The 15,569-nt window shown below is 72.5% G+C and carries 19 protein-coding genes and 1 tRNA gene; 8 read left to right on the top strand and 12 right to left on the bottom strand.

Features of this window, described 5'->3' with window-relative positions; genetic code table 11:
- The first annotated feature begins 116 nt into the window (after window positions 1-116).
- The gene (locus VLI41_RS11600) at window positions 117-1,238 is read left to right on the top strand and encodes an NAD(P)/FAD-dependent oxidoreductase (protein WP_325268236.1); all 1,122 of its coding nucleotides are present in this window, start codon (window positions 117-119) and stop codon (window positions 1,236-1,238) included.
- 18 nt (window positions 1,239-1,256) lie between these two features.
- On the opposite strand, the gene VLI41_RS11595 is transcribed toward VLI41_RS11600, so the two are convergent.
- From VLI41_RS11595 to VLI41_RS11580, 4 genes are read right to left on the bottom strand one after another with little or no spacing between them, the layout of a single operon-like run.
- Complete coding sequence (locus tag VLI41_RS11595; RefSeq protein WP_325268235.1) at window positions 1,257-2,522, bottom strand: PQQ-dependent sugar dehydrogenase; 1,266 nt, start codon at window positions 2,520-2,522, stop codon at window positions 1,257-1,259.
- 11 nt (window positions 2,523-2,533) lie between these two features.
- Complete coding sequence (locus VLI41_RS11590; RefSeq protein ID WP_325268234.1) at window positions 2,534-3,412, bottom strand: asparagine synthase C-terminal domain-containing protein; 879 nt, start codon at window positions 3,410-3,412, stop codon at window positions 2,534-2,536.
- Complete coding sequence (locus tag VLI41_RS11585) at window positions 3,409-4,335, bottom strand: asparagine synthetase B (RefSeq protein ID WP_325268233.1); 927 nt, start codon at window positions 4,333-4,335, stop codon at window positions 3,409-3,411. The genes VLI41_RS11590 and VLI41_RS11585 overlap by 4 nt, the downstream gene beginning before the upstream one ends.
- Before the next feature lies 1 nt (window position 4,336).
- A complete protein-coding gene (locus VLI41_RS11580; protein ID WP_325268232.1) occupies window positions 4,337-5,365 on the bottom strand; it encodes a glycosyltransferase in 1,029 nt (342 codons plus the stop codon).
- Window positions 5,366-5,465: 100 nt separating this feature from the next.
- On the opposite strand from VLI41_RS11580, the gene VLI41_RS11575 reads away from it, so the two are divergent.
- Together VLI41_RS11575 and VLI41_RS11570 are read left to right on the top strand one after the other, a co-directional pair.
- Window positions 5,466-5,542, top strand: a tRNA-Met gene (locus tag VLI41_RS11575).
- Between the two features lie 30 nt (window positions 5,543-5,572).
- Entirely contained in the window at window positions 5,573-6,556 is a 984-nt protein-coding gene (locus VLI41_RS11570) for a mitochondrial fission ELM1 family protein (protein WP_325268231.1), read from the top strand.
- On the opposite strand, the gene VLI41_RS11565 is transcribed toward VLI41_RS11570, so the two are convergent.
- Window positions 6,553-7,452, bottom strand: a complete 900-nt coding sequence (locus tag VLI41_RS11565; RefSeq protein ID WP_325268230.1) for a Kdo hydroxylase family protein — start codon at window positions 7,450-7,452, stop codon at window positions 6,553-6,555. The two genes, VLI41_RS11570 and VLI41_RS11565, sit on opposite strands and share 4 nt — an antisense overlap.
- 71 nt (window positions 7,453-7,523) lie before the next feature.
- Entirely contained in the window at window positions 7,524-8,144 is a 621-nt protein-coding gene (locus tag VLI41_RS11560; protein ID WP_325268229.1) for a class I SAM-dependent methyltransferase, read from the bottom strand.
- Window positions 8,145-8,269: 125 nt separating this feature from the next.
- Between VLI41_RS11560 and VLI41_RS11555 the strand changes: the two genes are divergently transcribed.
- Window positions 8,270-8,539 carry a BON domain-containing protein gene (locus VLI41_RS11555; RefSeq protein WP_325268228.1) on the top strand — a complete coding sequence of 90 codons (270 nt, stop codon included), beginning with the start codon at window positions 8,270-8,272 and terminating at the stop codon, window positions 8,537-8,539.
- A 1-nt stretch (window position 8,540) separates the two neighbouring features.
- On the opposite strand, the gene VLI41_RS11550 is transcribed toward VLI41_RS11555, so the two are convergent.
- On the bottom strand, window positions 8,541-9,584 hold the full coding sequence (locus tag VLI41_RS11550; protein WP_325268227.1) for a DUF2125 domain-containing protein: 1,044 nt from the start codon (window positions 9,582-9,584) through the stop codon (window positions 8,541-8,543).
- Window positions 9,585-9,615: 31 nt separating this feature from the next.
- On the opposite strand from VLI41_RS11550, the gene VLI41_RS11545 reads away from it, so the two are divergent.
- A complete protein-coding gene (locus VLI41_RS11545; RefSeq protein ID WP_325268226.1) occupies window positions 9,616-10,176 on the top strand; it encodes a gamma-glutamylcyclotransferase in 561 nt (186 codons plus the stop codon).
- Here VLI41_RS11545 and VLI41_RS11540 read toward each other — a convergent pair.
- The 5 genes from VLI41_RS11540 to VLI41_RS11520 are packed head-to-tail and all read right to left on the bottom strand — an operon-like array spanning window position 10,166 to window position 13,622.
- A complete protein-coding gene (locus VLI41_RS11540) occupies window positions 10,166-10,651 on the bottom strand; it encodes a hypothetical protein (RefSeq protein ID WP_325268225.1) in 486 nt (161 codons plus the stop codon). The two genes, VLI41_RS11545 and VLI41_RS11540, sit on opposite strands and share 11 nt — an antisense overlap.
- Before the next feature lie 21 nt (window positions 10,652-10,672).
- Window positions 10,673-11,377: a lysophospholipid acyltransferase family protein gene (locus tag VLI41_RS11535; RefSeq protein WP_325268224.1), complete on the bottom strand. Its 705-nt coding sequence runs from the start codon at window positions 11,375-11,377 to the stop codon at window positions 10,673-10,675.
- A 3-nt stretch (window positions 11,378-11,380) separates the two neighbouring features.
- Complete coding sequence (locus VLI41_RS11530) at window positions 11,381-12,010, bottom strand: YdcF family protein (RefSeq protein ID WP_325268223.1); 630 nt, start codon at window positions 12,008-12,010, stop codon at window positions 11,381-11,383.
- A complete protein-coding gene (locus tag VLI41_RS11525; protein ID WP_325268222.1) occupies window positions 12,007-12,897 on the bottom strand; it encodes a cell division protein FtsX in 891 nt (296 codons plus the stop codon). Before VLI41_RS11525 ends, VLI41_RS11530 begins: the two co-directional genes overlap by 4 nt.
- Window positions 12,894-13,622, bottom strand: coding sequence for a cell division ATP-binding protein FtsE (locus tag VLI41_RS11520; RefSeq protein WP_325268221.1), 729 nt, complete (start codon window positions 13,620-13,622; stop codon window positions 12,894-12,896). The genes VLI41_RS11525 and VLI41_RS11520 overlap by 4 nt, the downstream gene beginning before the upstream one ends.
- Between VLI41_RS11520 and VLI41_RS11515 the strand changes: the two genes are divergently transcribed.
- From VLI41_RS11515 to VLI41_RS11505, 3 genes are read left to right on the top strand one after another with little or no spacing between them, the layout of a single operon-like run.
- Window positions 13,593-14,519 carry a DUF3426 domain-containing protein gene (locus VLI41_RS11515; RefSeq protein WP_325268220.1) on the top strand — a complete coding sequence of 309 codons (927 nt, stop codon included), beginning with the start codon at window positions 13,593-13,595 and terminating at the stop codon, window positions 14,517-14,519. The two genes, VLI41_RS11520 and VLI41_RS11515, sit on opposite strands and share 30 nt — an antisense overlap.
- Window positions 14,512-15,039: a phosphoribosyltransferase gene (locus VLI41_RS11510; protein ID WP_325268219.1), complete on the top strand. Its 528-nt coding sequence runs from the start codon at window positions 14,512-14,514 to the stop codon at window positions 15,037-15,039. The genes VLI41_RS11515 and VLI41_RS11510 overlap by 8 nt, the downstream gene beginning before the upstream one ends.
- Window positions 15,036-15,545, top strand: a complete 510-nt coding sequence (locus tag VLI41_RS11505) for a 2'-5' RNA ligase family protein (RefSeq protein ID WP_325268218.1) — start codon at window positions 15,036-15,038, stop codon at window positions 15,543-15,545. Before VLI41_RS11510 ends, VLI41_RS11505 begins: the two co-directional genes overlap by 4 nt.
- The last annotated feature ends 24 nt before the right edge of the window (window positions 15,546-15,569 follow it).

Raw genomic sequence — 15,569 nt, 5'->3', positions numbered from 1 at the left:
CGGGCGGAGCCTACACGATCCCGAGCAGCACAGGGAACGCCGTTCTTCGCACCGTCAGGCCGCCTTGGCGAGGCGCTCGAGGTTTCCTTGCCCCGTCAGGCAGGCTAGGCGGGGCCATGGAATTCGACTTCGAGGCCGTCGTGGTCGGCGCGGGCGCCGTGGGGCTGGCGGTCGGCTATGCGTTGTCGCAACGCGGCCTCTCCGTCGCCGTGCTGGAGCGTGAGGCGGCCATCGGCCAGGGCGTCTCCTCGCGCAATTCCGAAGTGATCCACGGCGGCCTCTACTATCCGACCGGCTCGCTGAAGGCGCGGCTCTGCGTCGAGGGACGCCGCCGGCTCTACAACTTTCTGGACAAGCACAAGGTCGCCTACGACCGCTGCGGCAAGCTGGTGGTCGCGACCGCACCGGACGAGGTCGCGCGCCTCGAGGCGATCTTCGCCCAGGCGACGACCAACGGCGTCGAGGGCATGGCCAGGCTCTCCAGGGCCGAGGCGCTCGCCCTGGAGCCCGAGCTGAGCTGCGAGGCGGCGCTCCTCTCGCCGCAGAGCGGGGTGTTCGACAGCCATGGCTACATGCTGGCCCTGCAGGGCGAGATCGAGGCCGCGGGCGGGGCGGTGGTGGTCGCCACCCCGTTCGAGGGAGCCCGCCCGCTGCCGGCCGGCGGGTTCGAGATCCGGGCCGGGGGCGTGGAGCCCGCGACGCTCACCTGCCGCTACCTCGTGACCGCGCCGGGGCTCTCGGCTCAGGCGGTGGCCGCCGCCATCGAGGGCTTCCCGCCGGCGAGCATCCCGGCCGGCCACTATGGAAAGGGCCGCTATTTCCGGCTGGTGGGCAAGGCGCCGTTTTCGCGCCTGATCTATCCGCCGCCGATCGCGGGCGCGCTCGGCACCCATTATCGCCGCGATCTCGGGGGCCAGGCGGTGTTCGGGCCCGACCTGATCTTCGTGGACGAGCTGGACTACGGCGTCGATCCCGCCGCGGCCAACGGCTTCTACGCCTATATCCGCAAGTTCTGGCCCGGCCTGCCGGACGGGTCGCTCACGCCCGATTACGCCGGCATCCGCCCGAAGCTGCACGGCCCCGGCGAGCCGCAGGGCGACTTCCGCATCGATGGCGCGAAGACGCATGCGATCGCGGGGCTCGTCGCCCTGTTCGGCATCGAGAGCCCGGGACTCACCTCCTCGCTGGCGATCGGCGAGGAGGTCGCGGCTCGTCTCGGATTGGAATCCGCGGCGTAGCCGCTTTCCTCCGGGCGTTCACTTGGGCGCCAGCCGCAGCAGCTTTCCATCGGAGTCGTCGGTGAGCAGCCAGAGCGCCCCGTCGGGCCCCACGACCACGTCGCGGATGCGCATGCCCATGTCCTGCAGCAGCCATTCCTCGCCGATCACCCGGTCGCCCTTCAGGGTCAGCCGCGCCAGGTGCGTCGAGGCGAGGCCGCCCACGAACAGGCTGCCCTTCCAGGCGGGGAACAGGTCGGCGTCGTAGAAGGCCATGCCGGAGGGCGCGATCACCGGGTCCCAGTAGTAGATGGGCTGCTCCATGCCGGCGTGGGCTGTGATCCCCCGGCCGATCGGCGCGCCCGAATAGTCGATGCCGTAGGTGATCACCGGCCAGCCGTAGTTCTTGCCGGGTTCGGGAATGTTGATCTCGTCGCCGCCGCGCGGGCCGTGCTCCACGATCCACAGCTTGTGGGTCCAGGGATTGATCGCCGCGCTCTCCGGGTTGCGGTGGCCGTAGGACCAGATCTCGCCGCGCGCGCCGGCCTTGCCGACGAACGGGTTGTCCGCGGGGATCGAGCCGTCGGCCTTGATGCGGACGATCTTGCCGATGTCGTTGTCGAGGGTCTGGGCCTTGGCGCGGTTCTGCGGCGAGAAGCGATCGCCGACGGTGACGAACAGCGTCCCGTCGGGGGCGAACACCAGCCGCCCGCCGAGGTTGGCGTCGCCCGAGAGCGCAGGCTCGGCGCGGAAGATGACGGCCAGGCCCTGCAGCGCAGGCTTGCCGCCCGCCTCGGTCAGCCGGGCGCGGGCGACGCTCAGGCCCGATCCGCCGGCGCGGCGCTCCATATAGGCGAAGTAGACCAGGCGGTTGGCCCGGAAGCCCGGATCGAGGGCCAGGCCGAACAGGCCGGACTGTTCGCCGGTGACCACCGGCGGGACGCCGGCGGCGGGCGGCGAGATCTGTCCGTTGCGACTGACGATCCGCAATCGTCCCACGCGCTCGGTCACCAGCATCCGCCCGTCCGGCAGGAAGGCGAGGCCCCAGGGATGGTCGAGCCCGCGCGCCACGGTGGCTATCTGGAAGGCGACGTTCGCGTGCAGCGCCGGAGCGCGGGTCTGGCCCGGGAAGGCCGGGTGCTGGCCGCGGCCGTTGGGCGGATCGGTCTCCTCGGGGGCGTTGTCGCCGGACGCTGCTGCCGAGGCTGAGGCCGGGGACGCAGCGGCCTTGGCGTGGGACTTGGCGTCGGGCGCCCCGCAGGCGGCCAGCAGCGCCAGCACCAGGATCGACAGGAAGATGCGCATGCTCCGTCTCCTCAGATGGCGCCGACCGCGGCCTCCAGCGCGGCCCTGGGCTCCGCGCCCTCCAGGTGGATCAGCGACCAGACCGCGAAGAACAGCAGCGGCCAGCGCCCGGCCGCGCCCTCGTTGGCGAACAGGGCCTTGACCTCGTCCGTTCCCTTCAAACGCCTGAGCGCCTCGAATCCGGCGATGCGGTCTCCGATCGCCTTCGCCCGCGGCGCGATCCAGGCCTCCACCGGCACGGTGAACCCCCGCTTGCGCGCCCACGGCTCGGCGGCCGGACAGGTGCGCTCCAGCCACTTGCGCAGGATCCACTTGCCGTAGCGCCCGCGCACCTTGAAGCGGTCGGGCAGCGGAAAGGCGAAGGCCGCGACCTCCGGATCGAGGAACGGCGTGCGGCCCTCGAGCCCGTGCGCCATGAGACAGCGGTCGAGCTTCAGGAGCAGATCGTTGGGCAGCCAGGTCGTCACGTCGGCCCACTGGGCCTGCTGCAGCGCGGTAAGCCCGGGCGGCGGCTTGGCCTCGGCGCGCCAGCGGGCGAGGACCTGGGCGTCCGCCGGCCGGGGCTCCGCAGGCCGGCCGCCGAGCCATGTCGGCCGCAGCGCCCGGCGATAGCGGCCGTAGCCGCCGAACAGCTCGTCGCCGCCTTCGCCGGTGAGCACCACCGTGAGCGTCCCCCTGGCGGCTTCGGCGAGCTTGTAGGTGGGCAGCGTCGCATAATCGGCGGTGGGATCGTCCAGCGCCCAGGCGACCTCAGGCAGGATCCGCCAGAAATCCGCCTCACCGAAGCTTGTTTCCCGCCAGTCGAGGTCGAGCGCCCGCGCCACCTTCTCCGCCGCCGCCCGCTCGTCCTTGGCGCCTTCCGCCTCGAAGCCGCAGGTGAAGGCGGTCACCGCCGCTCGTTGAGCCGCGCCATCAGGGCGCCGATCGCGGCCGAATCGATGCCGCTGGACAGGAACAGCCCATAGGGCACGTCCGAGCGCTGGTGGACACGCACGCTGTCCTCGAGAACGGCGTCGAGGCGGTCGAGGAGCTCCCGCTCCTCCCCCGTCCCGGAGAGGACGGTGGAGGGGGACCGCGGAGCGGTTGAGGGGGTGTTGGCGTCGGGCTGCGCCCCCTCCGTCGCTTTTGCGACACCTCCCCGGTCCTCTCCGGGACGGGGGAGGAGCCATGTTCGCCGCCGCCCGCTCACGATCCGTCCGTCGCGGACCTCCATGACCTCGCCCGGGGCGACGCGCCGCAGGCCCTGGAAGGCCGTCCGTTCGCCGAGCGTATAGTTGAGCTCCACGAGCTCCCGCGCCGGCCCCTCGTTCAGCACCGCCGCCATCAGGCCGGCCTTGAAGAAGGCCCGGGGCTCCGAGGCGAAGGCGAGCCCGCCTTCGTGCTCCATGATGTAGAGGGGTTTGATGCCGAACGGGTCGCGGGCGAGCCACGCCCGCCCGTCGGCGCCGATCAGGCAGAGCGCGTACATGCCGCGCAGCCGGTCGAACGCGCGCTCGCCCTCGCGGGCGTAGAGGTGCAGGAGGGGCTCGAAGTCGGAGCCGGTGGCCAGCTCGCCATTGAACCCGAACGCCTCGTCGAGCTCCAGGTAGTTGTAGATCTCGCCGTTGCCGATCACCGTCGAGCCGGCCGCATGCAGCGGCTGCCAGCCGCCTTCCAGGTCGATGATCGAGAGCCGCGCATGGGCCAGGGCCGCGCCCGCCAGATCCTCGGTGCGGATCCCGTCGGGACCGCGGTGGCTCAGCGCCGCGATCATCTGCGGCGCGACCGCGCGCGCCGCCGGCTGGGCGCCCAGCAGGCCCGCGATCCCGCACATCTCAGACCGCCCCGTAGTCGGCGAAGAGGTCGGTCCATTGGCCGACCACGGCGTCCTTGGAGAATTCCGCCTCGACGCGCGCCAGGCCCCTGGCCGCGAGCTTCGCCCGCAGCGGAAGCTCCTCGATCAGCCGCCGCGCGCTTTGCGCCAGCGCATCGGCGTCGTCGATCGGGACCAGCAGGGCGTCCTCCTCCGGCCGGACCAGCGCCTTCGGCCCCTGGCTCTCCGCGGCCACCACCGGCAGGCCGTGCGCCCAGGCCTGGATCACCACGTTGCCGAGCGGCTCGTAGCGGGAGGGGAACAGGCAGACGTCGGCCGTGCGGTAGAGCGCCGAGGGATCGGTTCGCCAGCCCAGGAACCGCACGCGCGAGGCGACGCCATGGGCTTGCGCCAGCGCCCTGAGCTTGGCCTCCTCGGGCCCGACGCCGGCGATCCACAGATAGGCCCCCGGCAGCCTGGCGAGCGCCGCCAGGCTGACGTCGTGCGCCTTGGCCTCGTGCAGGCGGCCCATGGCAAGCAGCAGCGGGGCGTCGGCCGGTGTGTCCAGGCTCGCCCGCGCGATCGGCGCGACAGCCTCCGGCGCGGCGGCGAAGTTCGGGATGTAGCGCACCCGCCCCGCCGGCCAGCCCTGGCCCACGATCCAGTCGGCTATGTCCTCGGTGTTCGCCACCAGGACGTCGAAGCCCTTGTAGTACTTGAGGTTGTAGTAGCCGCCGAGCCGGGCGATCCGCGCCCAAGGGCCCTTCGGCGTGTGCCGTGCGGCGCGGCTCATCCAGGCCAGCGCCAGCTTGACGCCCTGACGCTTGGCGAATCCGGCGGCCTGCGGGCGGGTAAGGAGGTCGAGCGGGCCCCCGAAGCCGAACGCCTCCACCGCGACGCCCTCTCCGCGCAGCGCCGCCTCGCGGCCGGAATGGGCCCGGATGGCCGCGGCCTCCGCCACGCCGGCGCGCCTCAGCGCCGTGACCAGGTCGACGAAATAGGTCTCCGCGCCGCCTTCGCGGGCCGTGCCCAAGAGGTGAAGGACGCTCATCCCGGGCGGAAGCTAGCGGTTCTGAAGAGCGAACCCAAGCCGCTTGAAGGCCCGGAACCGAAACCCTATAACCCGCGCCTCGCGCCCCGGCGCGAGCCGTGGCTGGGTAGCTCAGCTGGTTAGAGCGGCGGATTCATAACCCGCAGGTCGGCGGTTCGAGCCCGCCCCCAGCTACCACGGCCTTCCGCAACGCAAGCGATCGGATCCTTGGCCGAGCCGTCCCGCCCCTCGCCGCTGACCGCCTGGGCGATCACCACCGGCGAGGCGGGCATGCGGACCCAGGCGCGCGGGCTGGCCGCGGCCGTCGCCGAAACCGTGGTCGAGAAGGTGGTCGCGCTGCGCTGGCCGCAACGCTGGCTGCCGGCCGGCTGGCCGGGCGTGCTCTCGGGAATCGACGCCGCGAAGGGCGATGACATCCGCCCGCCCTGGCCTGAGCTGATCGTCACCTGCGGCCGGCGCTCGGCGATCGTCGGCCTGGCCGTCAAGCGGGCCTCCGGCGGCCGCGCGGCCCTGGTCCACGTGCAGGACCCGCGCGCGCCGCTGGCGGGCTTCGACCTGGTGATCGCCATGGCCCACGACGAGATCGCCGGGCCCAAGGTGGTCAAGGTGCTGACCGCCATGCACGACATCACGCCCGAGCGGCTGTCGCAGGCCGCGGGGGCCTGGCGCGAACGGCTCGCCCGTCTGCCGCGGCCGCTGACGGCGGTGCTGCTCGGAGGCCCGACCAGCAACAGCCCGTTCGGGGACGCCGAGGCGCGCGAGCTCCAGCGGCGGCTCGGCGCGCTTCGGGCGCGCAACGGCGGCGGCCTTGTCGTCGTGCCGTCCCGGCGCACCCCGGAAGCGGCGCTCGCCGTCTTCCGCGACGCCGGCCGGGCGGATCCCTCCGCGTGGGTCTGGGACCGCAGCGGCGACAATCCCTATCTCGGCGCGCTGGCGCTGGCCGACCGGCTGGTGGTCACCGGCGATTCGGTGTCGATGGTCTCCGAAGCGCTGGCCACGCCGCATCCGGTGGAGGTCTTCGCGCTCAATCTGCGCCGCCGCCACGAGGGCTTCGCCCAGACGCTCGCCGAGCGCGGTGTCATCGGCCTCCTGCAGGACGGCGTCGAGGCTCCGTCCCATCCGCCGCTCGACGCCACGGTCGAGGCCGCCGCGGCGGTGCGCGCCATGCTGGCCCGGCGAAGCGCCGGTTAGACGAGGCGGCGGCCGGTCATCGCCTCCAGGGTCCTGAGCGGCGAGACGGCCGGATCGCCCATCGCCGCGACCGGCAGGTAGAAGGTCTGCTCGAAGGCGTAGCGGCCGCCGAGCGCGGCGTGCACCACGCAGTCGGTGAAGCACATCCAGGTGGCGCCGGCCGGGAAGTCCACCTCCCAGCGCGGGCCATGCGCCTGGTAGTCATCGTCGTCCTTCGCCGCATCGTGCAGCCGGAGCATCAGGGCGTCGTAGGCGGTGCGCCGGCCCTTGGTCACGTGCAGCGCCTGCAGGATCGCGCCCATGCCCGGCGCCATGGGCCGGCCATGGGGCAGGAAGCGCGCCGCATAGTCCGCGAAGGGCTCGCCGACCCGCCAGTTCCGCGCCTCGCCGGCCGGATTGACATTTCGGAACACCCGCAGGATGCGCCGTCCCTGCACCGGCTGGGAAGGGAAGGCGTCGATGTGCAGGCGCCGGTCGTCCTTGCGCTTGGACAGGTTGTGGTCGGCCGCGCGCGGCCGGAAGCTCGCACGGCCCTTCTGCAGGCCCTTGCCGTAGGCCGGCAGCAGATCGCGCACCAGCGCCTCGGCCCAGTCGGAGTAGCGGGCGACCACGCCCGTCAGCCGCTGGCGCGGCTCGCCCTCCAGCGATGCGCCCTTCAGCTCGCCGGTCGCCGGATTGAAGCTGACGTTCTTGACGCCGGCCTCGGAGGTCGCGGCGTACATGACGGCCTCGGCGCCCGCGGTCTCGAACGCCAGGTCCGGCAGCATCAGCACGTGGCCGTGTTCGAGCAGCGCCATGGCGCGGTGAACGTCGGTGCGGGCCACGGTCGCGACCGGCCGCTCGGTGGGCGGCGTGGAGGGCGTGCGGCGGCTTCGGTTCTGGAGGCGGGGGCTCACGGAAATCCTGCGACTTGCGGGCAGCGACCATACACCGGGCCGCGGCGAGCCGCGACGGCCCCGCGCCGGGCTCACGGCCGCGCCATGCCCCACTCGTTCCAGCCGGCGATCCTCGGCGTCTTCGGCAGGTACATGGTCTCGACCCGCTCCACCTTGAAGCCCGCCGCCGCGATGCTCTTGGTGACCGGGCGGGTGACGTGGCAGCCGCCGAGCAGGCGGGACCAAAGCGGGTCGATCCGCCTCTGCCACCGGGCCACGCCTTCGTCCGGCGAAAGCCCGTGCTCGCAGTACAGGAAGCGACCGCCGGGCTTCAGCACGCGCCGCGCCTCGGAAAGCGCCGCCGCCGGCGTGCAGACCGAGCAGAGGGTGAAGGTGCAGACCACGCTGTCGAAGCTGGCGTCCTCGAAGGGCAAGGCCTCGGCCGTTCCGTCCTGCACGGTCACCGAAAGCCTCGGATCCCGCTCGGCCGCGACGGCGTAGGCGCGCAGCTCCGGCGAGGGGTCCACGCCGGTGACCGAGCTCACCTTGCCGGGATCGTAGTAGCGCAGGTTGTGGCCCATCCCGATCCCGAGCTCGAGGACCCGGCCCTCCGCGGCGGGGACGACCTTCTGCCGCTGGCGCATGATCGGGTTCTGCGAACAGGCCCAGGACAGTATCTTCGGCAGGACCAAGCGGTCGTAGAGCGAAGCCATGCCATCTTTTCGCACGGCTTTTGGGTTACCTTGCGGCAGTCGCGAAGCTGTGAGCCCGGTGGAGCTCGCAACGGGCGTACGATCCTGGGGCTGGAGGGCCGGTGGTCTGTACGGAGGTGCGCGCGATGCCCGAGCCGATATATCCCACGTCCGATCTTCGGATCCGGTTGGAGGTCCTGGATCGGCTGCGACACGCGCCCGGGCTCGACGCCTCCGATATCTCCGTCACCTCAGACCACGGGGAGGTCCGCCTGAGCGGCGTCGTCTGGTCGGAGGCCGACTGCCGGCAAGCCCAGGAGGTGGCGGCCGCGGTGCTGGGCGTCAAGCGCGTCCGCAATGGGCTGCTGGTGCAGGCCAAGAGCGGCAGCGTCGGCACGGGACTGCTCGCGCCGTAACTCAACGCGGCTCATAGATCTTCGGCGCAGGTCCGATCGCGACGGGCCCCAAGGTCGTGCGGCCCGCCTGGAAGTCGAGGGTGGCCTGCGCGGCGTGGTCGGCGCCCTCGCGCGCCTGCGCGACCGCCGCAGCCTCGTCGGCGGTCTCGCGCGGCAGCACGCCGCTCGCGCCCATGGCCCCCAGCGCCCGCGGCGCCTCGCGCAGGGTCACCTCCAGGACGCCGCGAAGCCGGCCGTCGGCGCCCACGCCCAGCGTGCCGGCGTTGCAGCCGATCAAGGCTTCGCCGGCCGTGACGCCGGCCTCGCGGACGCTCATCTGACCCCCGGCGTCGACCCAATGGCGCACCGCCGAGGGCCAGTCCCGACCGGCGAAGGCGCTCATCTTCGAGAGCGTCGAATTCCAGACGATGGAGATCGGCTTGTCGCCGGCGATGCGCGCGAACAGGCCCGCCAGCCGGGCCTTGCCGTTGTCGACCTTCAGGAACACGCCGCCCTGGTCGTCGGGGCCCGCGCGCAGGTGGAACTCGACGCGCTCGGCCGCCGACAGCGAGAACGGCTGCGCGCCCGGCGCGGGCTGGAAGGTAAGGCCGACGCCCTCGAAGTCGAAGGCGGGCGGCCGCTGGTCGAAGTGGCTGAGGCTGGCGCGGATCAGCCTGCCTGTGACCTTCACCGGCCCGGCCTGCGGCCGCACGAAGGTGAGCCCGCCCGGCGCGGCGATGATCCAGTGGGTGGCGGACAGGAGATAGGCTTCCCCCTCCAGGGTGGGCGCGGAGAGGCCCCATCCGGACGGCTCGCGCACCTCGAGGTCGGTGAGCGTCACGTCCATCCGGAAGGGATAGCCCCCGATGTCGCGCTCTCTCCAGCCGATCTGGTAGCCCGCCCGCCCCAGATCCGCGACGGCGGCGTCCATGCGCGATTGCGCCTGGCTCCGCGCCGCCAGCCAGAGCCCCGACCAGCCGACGATCAGAACGAGCAGGACCGCGATCGGCGCATAGAGCCCGAGGCGGCTCGGTTTGCGGGCGGGGGCGGGATCGGGCAGAGACATGCTTGAGGCTTCGGCGGTTCGGGCGCGGCGGATGGCGGGCGAGCGATGGGTGTTCGGCTATGGCTCGCTGATGTGGCGGCCGGGCTTCCCCTATGTGGAGCGAACGGCCGCCACCCTACACGGACGCCGGCGCGCCTTCTGCATCTATTCGGTGCATCATCGCGGCACCTACGAGCGGCCGGGCCTGGTGCTGGGCCTCGCACCCGGCGGCGCGACCCGCGGTGCAGGATTCCGGGTGACCGAGACCGACTGGCCGGGCGTCTACGCCTACCTTCGCGAGCGCGAGCAGCCGACGGAGACCTACGTCGAGACCACCCGCCACGTGCGGCTCGCCGACGGCCGGCGCGTGGAGGCGCTGGTGTTCGTCTCGGACGTTCGCCACGCCCAGTGGGCCGGCGCACTCAGCCTGGAGCATCAGGCCGAACTGATCGCCGGCGCCAGCGGCCTCTCGGGCCGCAACGTCGATTACCTGCGCGACCTCGTGCGTCACCTGCGCGAGGCCGGCGTGCGCGACCAGGGCATGGAGGCGCTGCTGGGCTTGGTCGAGGCGCGGGAGTTCGCCGCCGCCTCACCGCGCCCGGTCAGCGGTTGATCTCGACCAGCAGCACCCAGGCATGGATGAAGACCAGCACATAGATGAGCAGCACGCCGGTCCCGAGCACGTAGGCGCCCGCAACCATGCCGGCCATCAGTTGCGCGCCGCCCGCCCATAGCAGGATCGCGCAGGCCTGGCCCAGGAGAACGCCCGTAATCGCGGCCGCCCGGAATTCCGGCTCGACCTTTCGCATCGTCCTCGCGTGCAACCACGAGACGCCCGCCCAGGCGGCGAGCCCCACCCCGAGCGCTTCGGCTCCGAACGCGGAGGGCCGCTGCCCGGGCGCAAGCGCGAGCGAGGCGACGAGCAGCACAGACAGAAGAAGGACCAGCGCGACCATGGCGCGGTCCGGCAGATGCGGCGAGGCCATGATCTTGGCGAGATTGATCGACAGACCCACGAACACCAGCCCGCCCAGCGCCGCCGAAGCGCCGACCTGGCCTAGGTAGAACTCGCTCCAGCCCTGCATCACGGCCCCCGTTCTTCTGCGTCCCTACAGCCGCAGCAGCTTGTTCGAGGCCGTCTCGATCCGGTCCTCCAGCACACGCATGAATTCGGCCCGCTTCAGACCCGGCGGGATCGGCTCCAGGTATTCGAAAACGATCGTCCCGGGATGACGGATCAGGCCGTGGGCGGGCCAGTGGACGCCGGAGTTGGTCGCCACCGGATGAACCGGCACCTGGAGCTCGCGATAGAGCGCGGCGACGCCCGGCTTGTAGTCGCCGGCCACCCCCGGCTGGCCGCGATGGCCCTCCGGGAAGATCACGATCTGGCGGCCCCTGGCGAACAGCGCCTTGGCCTCGCGCACCATCTGCTTGAGCGCGCTCGCCCCGGCCGCGCGGTCGATGTCGATGGTGCCGACCTTGGCGGCGTACCAGCCGAACCACGGGATCCAGTTGAGCTCCTTCTTCATCACGAACACCGAGCCGGGCAGCCAGGTGAACTGGGCGAACACGTCCAGCATGCACTGGTGCTTCGGCGCGACGAGCGCGGGCCCGGTCGGGATGTGCTCGCGGCCGCGCACCTCCACCCGGACGCCGCACACCGCCAGCAGCCCGACGACGCCGCGGCCCCAGGCGTGGAACATGGCCAGCGTCCAGCTCGACGGCCCGAGCAGGATCGGCGTGCAGACCACGGCGACCAGGCCGGTCCAGAGGTAGAACAGCGCCACGTAGAGGATCGAGCGGAGGACGACCAAGGATCAGGCCTTCTGAGGCGCCGCGGCGGGGCCCCGGTCGCGGGGACCGAGATTCAGGACGAGCTCGCGGCCGAGGATCGCCAGATACTTGCAATATTCCACCACCAGCAACCGCGCAGCCGTGGGCGAGCGCCACCAGCGCCGGGCGTTGAGCGCCGAGGTGGCGACCGGGAAGGGCTGCAGCGCGACGCCCTGGCGGCCCAGCACCGCCTTCAGCTCCAGCATGGCGCGCGGCATATGGTAGTCCGCCGTCACCACGATCAGGCTCCTGAAGCGCATGGCCTTGGTCCAGTCGGCGGTTTCGCGCGCGTTGCCCACCGTGTCCGCGGCGGTGAAGCCCAGGTCGACGCAGCAGTCGTAAAGCCGCTTCACCGCGCCCGAGACGTTGCGGATGTCCTCCCGGCTGGCCTCGCGGTTGACGCCGGAGACCAGCACGCGCTTGCCGTAGCCGTTGGAGAGCAGGTCGACGCCGGCGCCGATCCGCTCGCTGGACGCCGCCCCGGTCAGCACGACGATGCCGTCGGCCACCTGCGGCTGGGGCGCGGGCGTGGACTGCTGCACCCGTGCGGCGAAGGCCAGCAGCCCCGACGTCCAGATCAGCGCCAGCACCAGGAAGGCCGCGACGCTCCTCATTCGAGCTCCCGGATCAGGCCCTGGGCGGTGAAGCGTGCGGCCGCAGCGGCGACCAGGGCGGCCGCCAGCGGACAGGGCAGGATGGCCAGCAGGTCCGCCCAAGAGACGGGGAGCGCGGGCGTCACGCCGTGCGGCCCGCCGGCCAGACGCAGGACCGCCCCCACCAGGGCCGCGGCGACGGCGCCGGCGAGGCCGCCCATGGCCGCCATGCGCGCGAACCGCACCTGGAAGAGACGCGCGATGAAGGCGCCGCTCGCGCCCGAGAGATGCAGCACCTCGACCACGTCGCGGCGCGCCGCCAGCCCCGCCCGGGTGGCGAAGGCGACCACCGCCGCCGCCGCGGCGCCGATCAGCAGGAAGACGCCGCCGCCCAGCCCGCGCGCCAGGCTGGCCGAGCGCTTGACGCCCCCGATCCAGAGGCTGTGGTCGTCGACGGAGCCGTCCACGTCCTGCGCCTTCAGGGCGGCGGCCAGGCGCGCGGCGTCGGCGGGCGCCTTTTCGTCGAGGGTCACGGTGACCAGCCTCGGCACCGGCAGGTCCTCCAGGTCGCCGATGTCGCCGAGCCACGGCCGGATCAGGTCGTAGGCCTTGGCGGGCTCGAGCGCCCGCGCCTCGGCCACGCCGGGGGTTCCGGCCAGCGCCTCCGCCGCGCGCGCGGCCGCGGCGTCCGGCGTCTCGCCCGACCTGGGGCGCACGATCACCGTCGCCTCGCCGCCGAGCTGGCCGATCCAACCTCGCGCCGCCCGATCGGACGCGATCACGCCAAGCGCCGTCAGGCAGGCGAGGAAGCAGAGCACCGCCACCACGAACAGCAACGCGCCATCGCGGGCGTCCGCCTCCGGCAGCAGGGGCGCCGGGCGCCAGCGGACGGGATCGAAGGCGGTCATGCCGGTTCGGCGCCGTAGGCGGCCCGCTGGGTGAGCCGGCCTCCGTCCAGGTGCAGCACCGGTCGGCCAGAGCGGGCGACGAGATCCTGGTCGTGGGTGGCGATCAACACCGTCGTTCCGAGCCGGTTGAGCTCGACGAACAGCCGGAAGATGCGCAGCGCCATCTCGTGGTCGACGTTGGCCGTGGGCTCGTCGGCCAGCAGGATCTCCGGCCGGTTGACCACGGCTCGGGCGATGGCCAACCGCTGCTTCTCGCCGCCCGCCAGCGTCCGCGGCATGGAATCCATCCGCCCGCCCAGGCCCACCCAGGCGAGCAGCTCGGCGACGTCGCCCCGGTAGTTGGAGGCCTTGCCGCCTGAGATGCGCAGCGGCAGGGCCGCATTGTCGAACACCGACAAGTGGTCGAGCAGCAGCAGGTCCTGGAACACCACCCCGATCCGCCGCCGCAGCGCCGGCCGGCTGGCGGGCGGCATGCGGCCGATATCGTGTCCGAACAGCGCGATGCGGCCGTCCGACGGGCGGGCGGCCAGCGCGATGAGCCGCAAGAGCGAGGTCTTGCCCGCGCCCGAGGATCCGGTGACGAAGTGAAACGAGCCGGCCGGCAGGGTGAAATCCAGGCCCCGCAGCACCTCCGGCCCGTAGCCATAGCGCATCGAAACAGTATCGAAGCGCACGATCTCGCGGGCGCTCTCGAGATGCGCAGCGGCGTCGGGGTTTCTGGACATGGGGGCCGAAATCGGCGACCTCGGGTGAGGTTGCTGGAAAGCGTCCGATTCGCTCGAATGATACTGACCTGTCCAGAGTGCGCCACCAGCTATTTCGTCGACGATTCTCGGATCCCGGCGTCGGGCCGGAGCGTGAAGTGCACGAACTGCGGCGCACGGTGGACGGCTGGCCGGGAGCCGCAGCCCGCCGAGGCTCGTCCCGAAGCCGAGCCGGAACCTGAGGCGAGCGCCGAATCGCCGGAGGCTGCCCCGGCGCCCGTTCCCGCCGATGATCTGGCCTTCATCGCCGCCGAACCCGCGGCCGCGCCGTTCCGCCTGGCGCCGGACGGCCGCGCAGGCTCGCCGGCGCGCGAAGCCAAGGCCAAGGCCTTCATCTGGGCCGCCGCCGCCGTGGCCGTGATCGCCGTGGTGACATCGGCGATCCTGTTCCGCGCCCAGGTGGTGCGGCTCTGGCCGAAGAGCCAGGCCGCCTACGCGGGCCTCGGTCTGCCGGTGGAGGGCCTCGGACTTGTCATCGAGGCGGTGCACGTGGAGCCCACCTTCCAGGGCGGCCGGCCGGTGCTCTCCGTCACCGGCTCGATCCGCAACGTCAAGGACGAGGCGGTGGAGTCCCCGCCGCTCCGCATCAATCTCCTGAACCGCGCCGGCCAGCCCGTGGCGGCCAAGATCGCCCGCCCCCTGGACGCCCGCATCCCGGCCAAGGCGCAGCGGCATTTCGCCATCGCCATCGCCGATCCGCCGGCCAACGCGCAGGATCTCGAGGTGCGGTTCGAGGGCGTGGACGCCCAGCGAGCCGCCGCCGTCGGCGCAAGCCTCCCGGTGCAGTCCGGACCGACGCCGGCCGAGGCTCAGCCGCTGCCGCCCGGGACGCCGGATTCGCTCACCGAGCATGGCTGAGCAGGCGCCCGCCATCCTGCTCACCGAGGCCGAGGTGGCCCAGCGTGTGGCCGCCGTCGCCGAGCGTATCGCGCCGCGCATCGACGATGACACCGTGGCGGTCTGCCTGCTCACCGGCGGCCTCTGGTTCTGCGCCGATCTCACCCGCGCCCTCGCGCGGCTCGGACGCAAGGTCGGGTTCGATGCGCTGTGGCTCGCCTCCTATGGCGACGAGCGCGCGAGCCTCGGACGTTGCGAGGTGCGCGCCGACCTGCAGCGCCCGCTGGCCGGGCGCACGGCCCTGATCGTCGACGACGTCTGCGACACGGGCCTGTCGCTGTCCGAGGCCGCCCGCCTGGTGCGCGACGCCGGCGCCAAGGACGTCTCCACAGCGGTGTTCGCCCGCAAGCCCTGGCCTGCACGGCGCGCCATCGAGCCGGAGTTCGTGGCCTGGGAGGCGCCGGCGCGCTTCCTCGTCGGCTACGGGATGGATGTCGCCGGCGCGCTGCGCGGCCTGCCCTACGTCGGGGCGCTCGATTGAGCTCCTCGGGCCTGGTGCTGCTGGCTCCCGAGCTCGACGCGCGCGTGGGCGACCTGCGCGACCGGCACGATCCGGCCTCGCGCCAGGGGATGCCGGCGCACGTCACCGTGCTCTACCCATTCATGGATCCGGTCCAGCTCGGCCCCACGCCGCGGGCGCGCGTTGCCGAGGTGATCCGCGGCTTCGCCGCCTTCGACCTCAGCTTCGCCAGGGTCGGCCGCTTTCCTGAGGCCCTGTGGATCGCGCCCGATCCGGCCGAAGGAATCGTCGCGCTCTCCGCCGCGCTCGCGGCCGCCTTCCCGGACTACCCGCCCTACGGCGGCCAGTTCGAGACGGTCATCCCGCACGTCACCGTGGCGCTCGGGGAGGGGCTCGACCTCGGCGCCCTGGAGCCCGAGCTTCGCCGGCGCCTCGATCCGCCGGTCCGGCAGCGGGTGGACGCCGTCTCCCTGTTCACCACGGTGCGCCGCCGCTGGCGCGAGGTGGATCGTTTCCTGCTCGCCTAGAGCCGTCGTTCGCCATACTTGGGC

Source organism: Phenylobacterium sp. (assembly GCF_035475775.1).
Taxonomy (GTDB): domain Bacteria; phylum Pseudomonadota; class Alphaproteobacteria; order Caulobacterales; family Caulobacteraceae; genus Phenylobacterium.
Note: the sequence above shows the minus strand (reverse complement) of the source record. Positions and strands in the feature narration are given on the sequence as shown.

Bases quoted from the DNA above. Each gene is read 5' to 3' on its own strand.
- VLI41_RS11600 (WP_325268236.1), top strand. From the start codon at position 117: ATGGAATTCGACTTCGAGGCCGTCGTGGTCGGCGCGGGCGCCGTGGGG.
- VLI41_RS11595 (WP_325268235.1), bottom strand. From the start codon at position 2,522: ATGCGCATCTTCCTGTCGATCCTGGTGCTGGCGCTGCTGGCCGCCTGC.
- VLI41_RS11585 (WP_325268233.1), bottom strand. From the start codon at position 4,335: ATGTGCGGGATCGCGGGCCTGCTGGGCGCCCAGCCGGCGGCGCGCGCG.
- VLI41_RS11580 (WP_325268232.1), bottom strand. From the start codon at position 5,365: ATGAGCGTCCTTCACCTCTTGGGCACGGCCCGCGAAGGCGGCGCGGAG.
- VLI41_RS11560 (WP_325268229.1), bottom strand. From the start codon at position 8,144: ATGGCTTCGCTCTACGACCGCTTGGTCCTGCCGAAGATACTGTCCTGG.
- VLI41_RS11555 (WP_325268228.1), top strand. From the start codon at position 8,270: ATGCCCGAGCCGATATATCCCACGTCCGATCTTCGGATCCGGTTGGAG.
- VLI41_RS11550 (WP_325268227.1), bottom strand. From the start codon at position 9,584: ATGTCTCTGCCCGATCCCGCCCCCGCCCGCAAACCGAGCCGCCTCGGG.
- VLI41_RS11545 (WP_325268226.1), top strand. From the start codon at position 9,616: ATGGCGGGCGAGCGATGGGTGTTCGGCTATGGCTCGCTGATGTGGCGG.
- VLI41_RS11530 (WP_325268223.1), bottom strand. From the start codon at position 12,010: ATGAGGAGCGTCGCGGCCTTCCTGGTGCTGGCGCTGATCTGGACGTCG.
- VLI41_RS11525 (WP_325268222.1), bottom strand. From the start codon at position 12,897: ATGACCGCCTTCGATCCCGTCCGCTGGCGCCCGGCGCCCCTGCTGCCG.
- VLI41_RS11515 (WP_325268220.1), top strand. From the start codon at position 13,593: ATGCGCAGCGGCGTCGGGGTTTCTGGACATGGGGGCCGAAATCGGCGA.
- VLI41_RS11520 (WP_325268221.1), bottom strand. From the start codon at position 13,622: ATGTCCAGAAACCCCGACGCCGCTGCGCATCTCGAGAGCGCCCGCGAG.
- VLI41_RS11510 (WP_325268219.1), top strand. From the start codon at position 14,512: ATGGCTGAGCAGGCGCCCGCCATCCTGCTCACCGAGGCCGAGGTGGCC.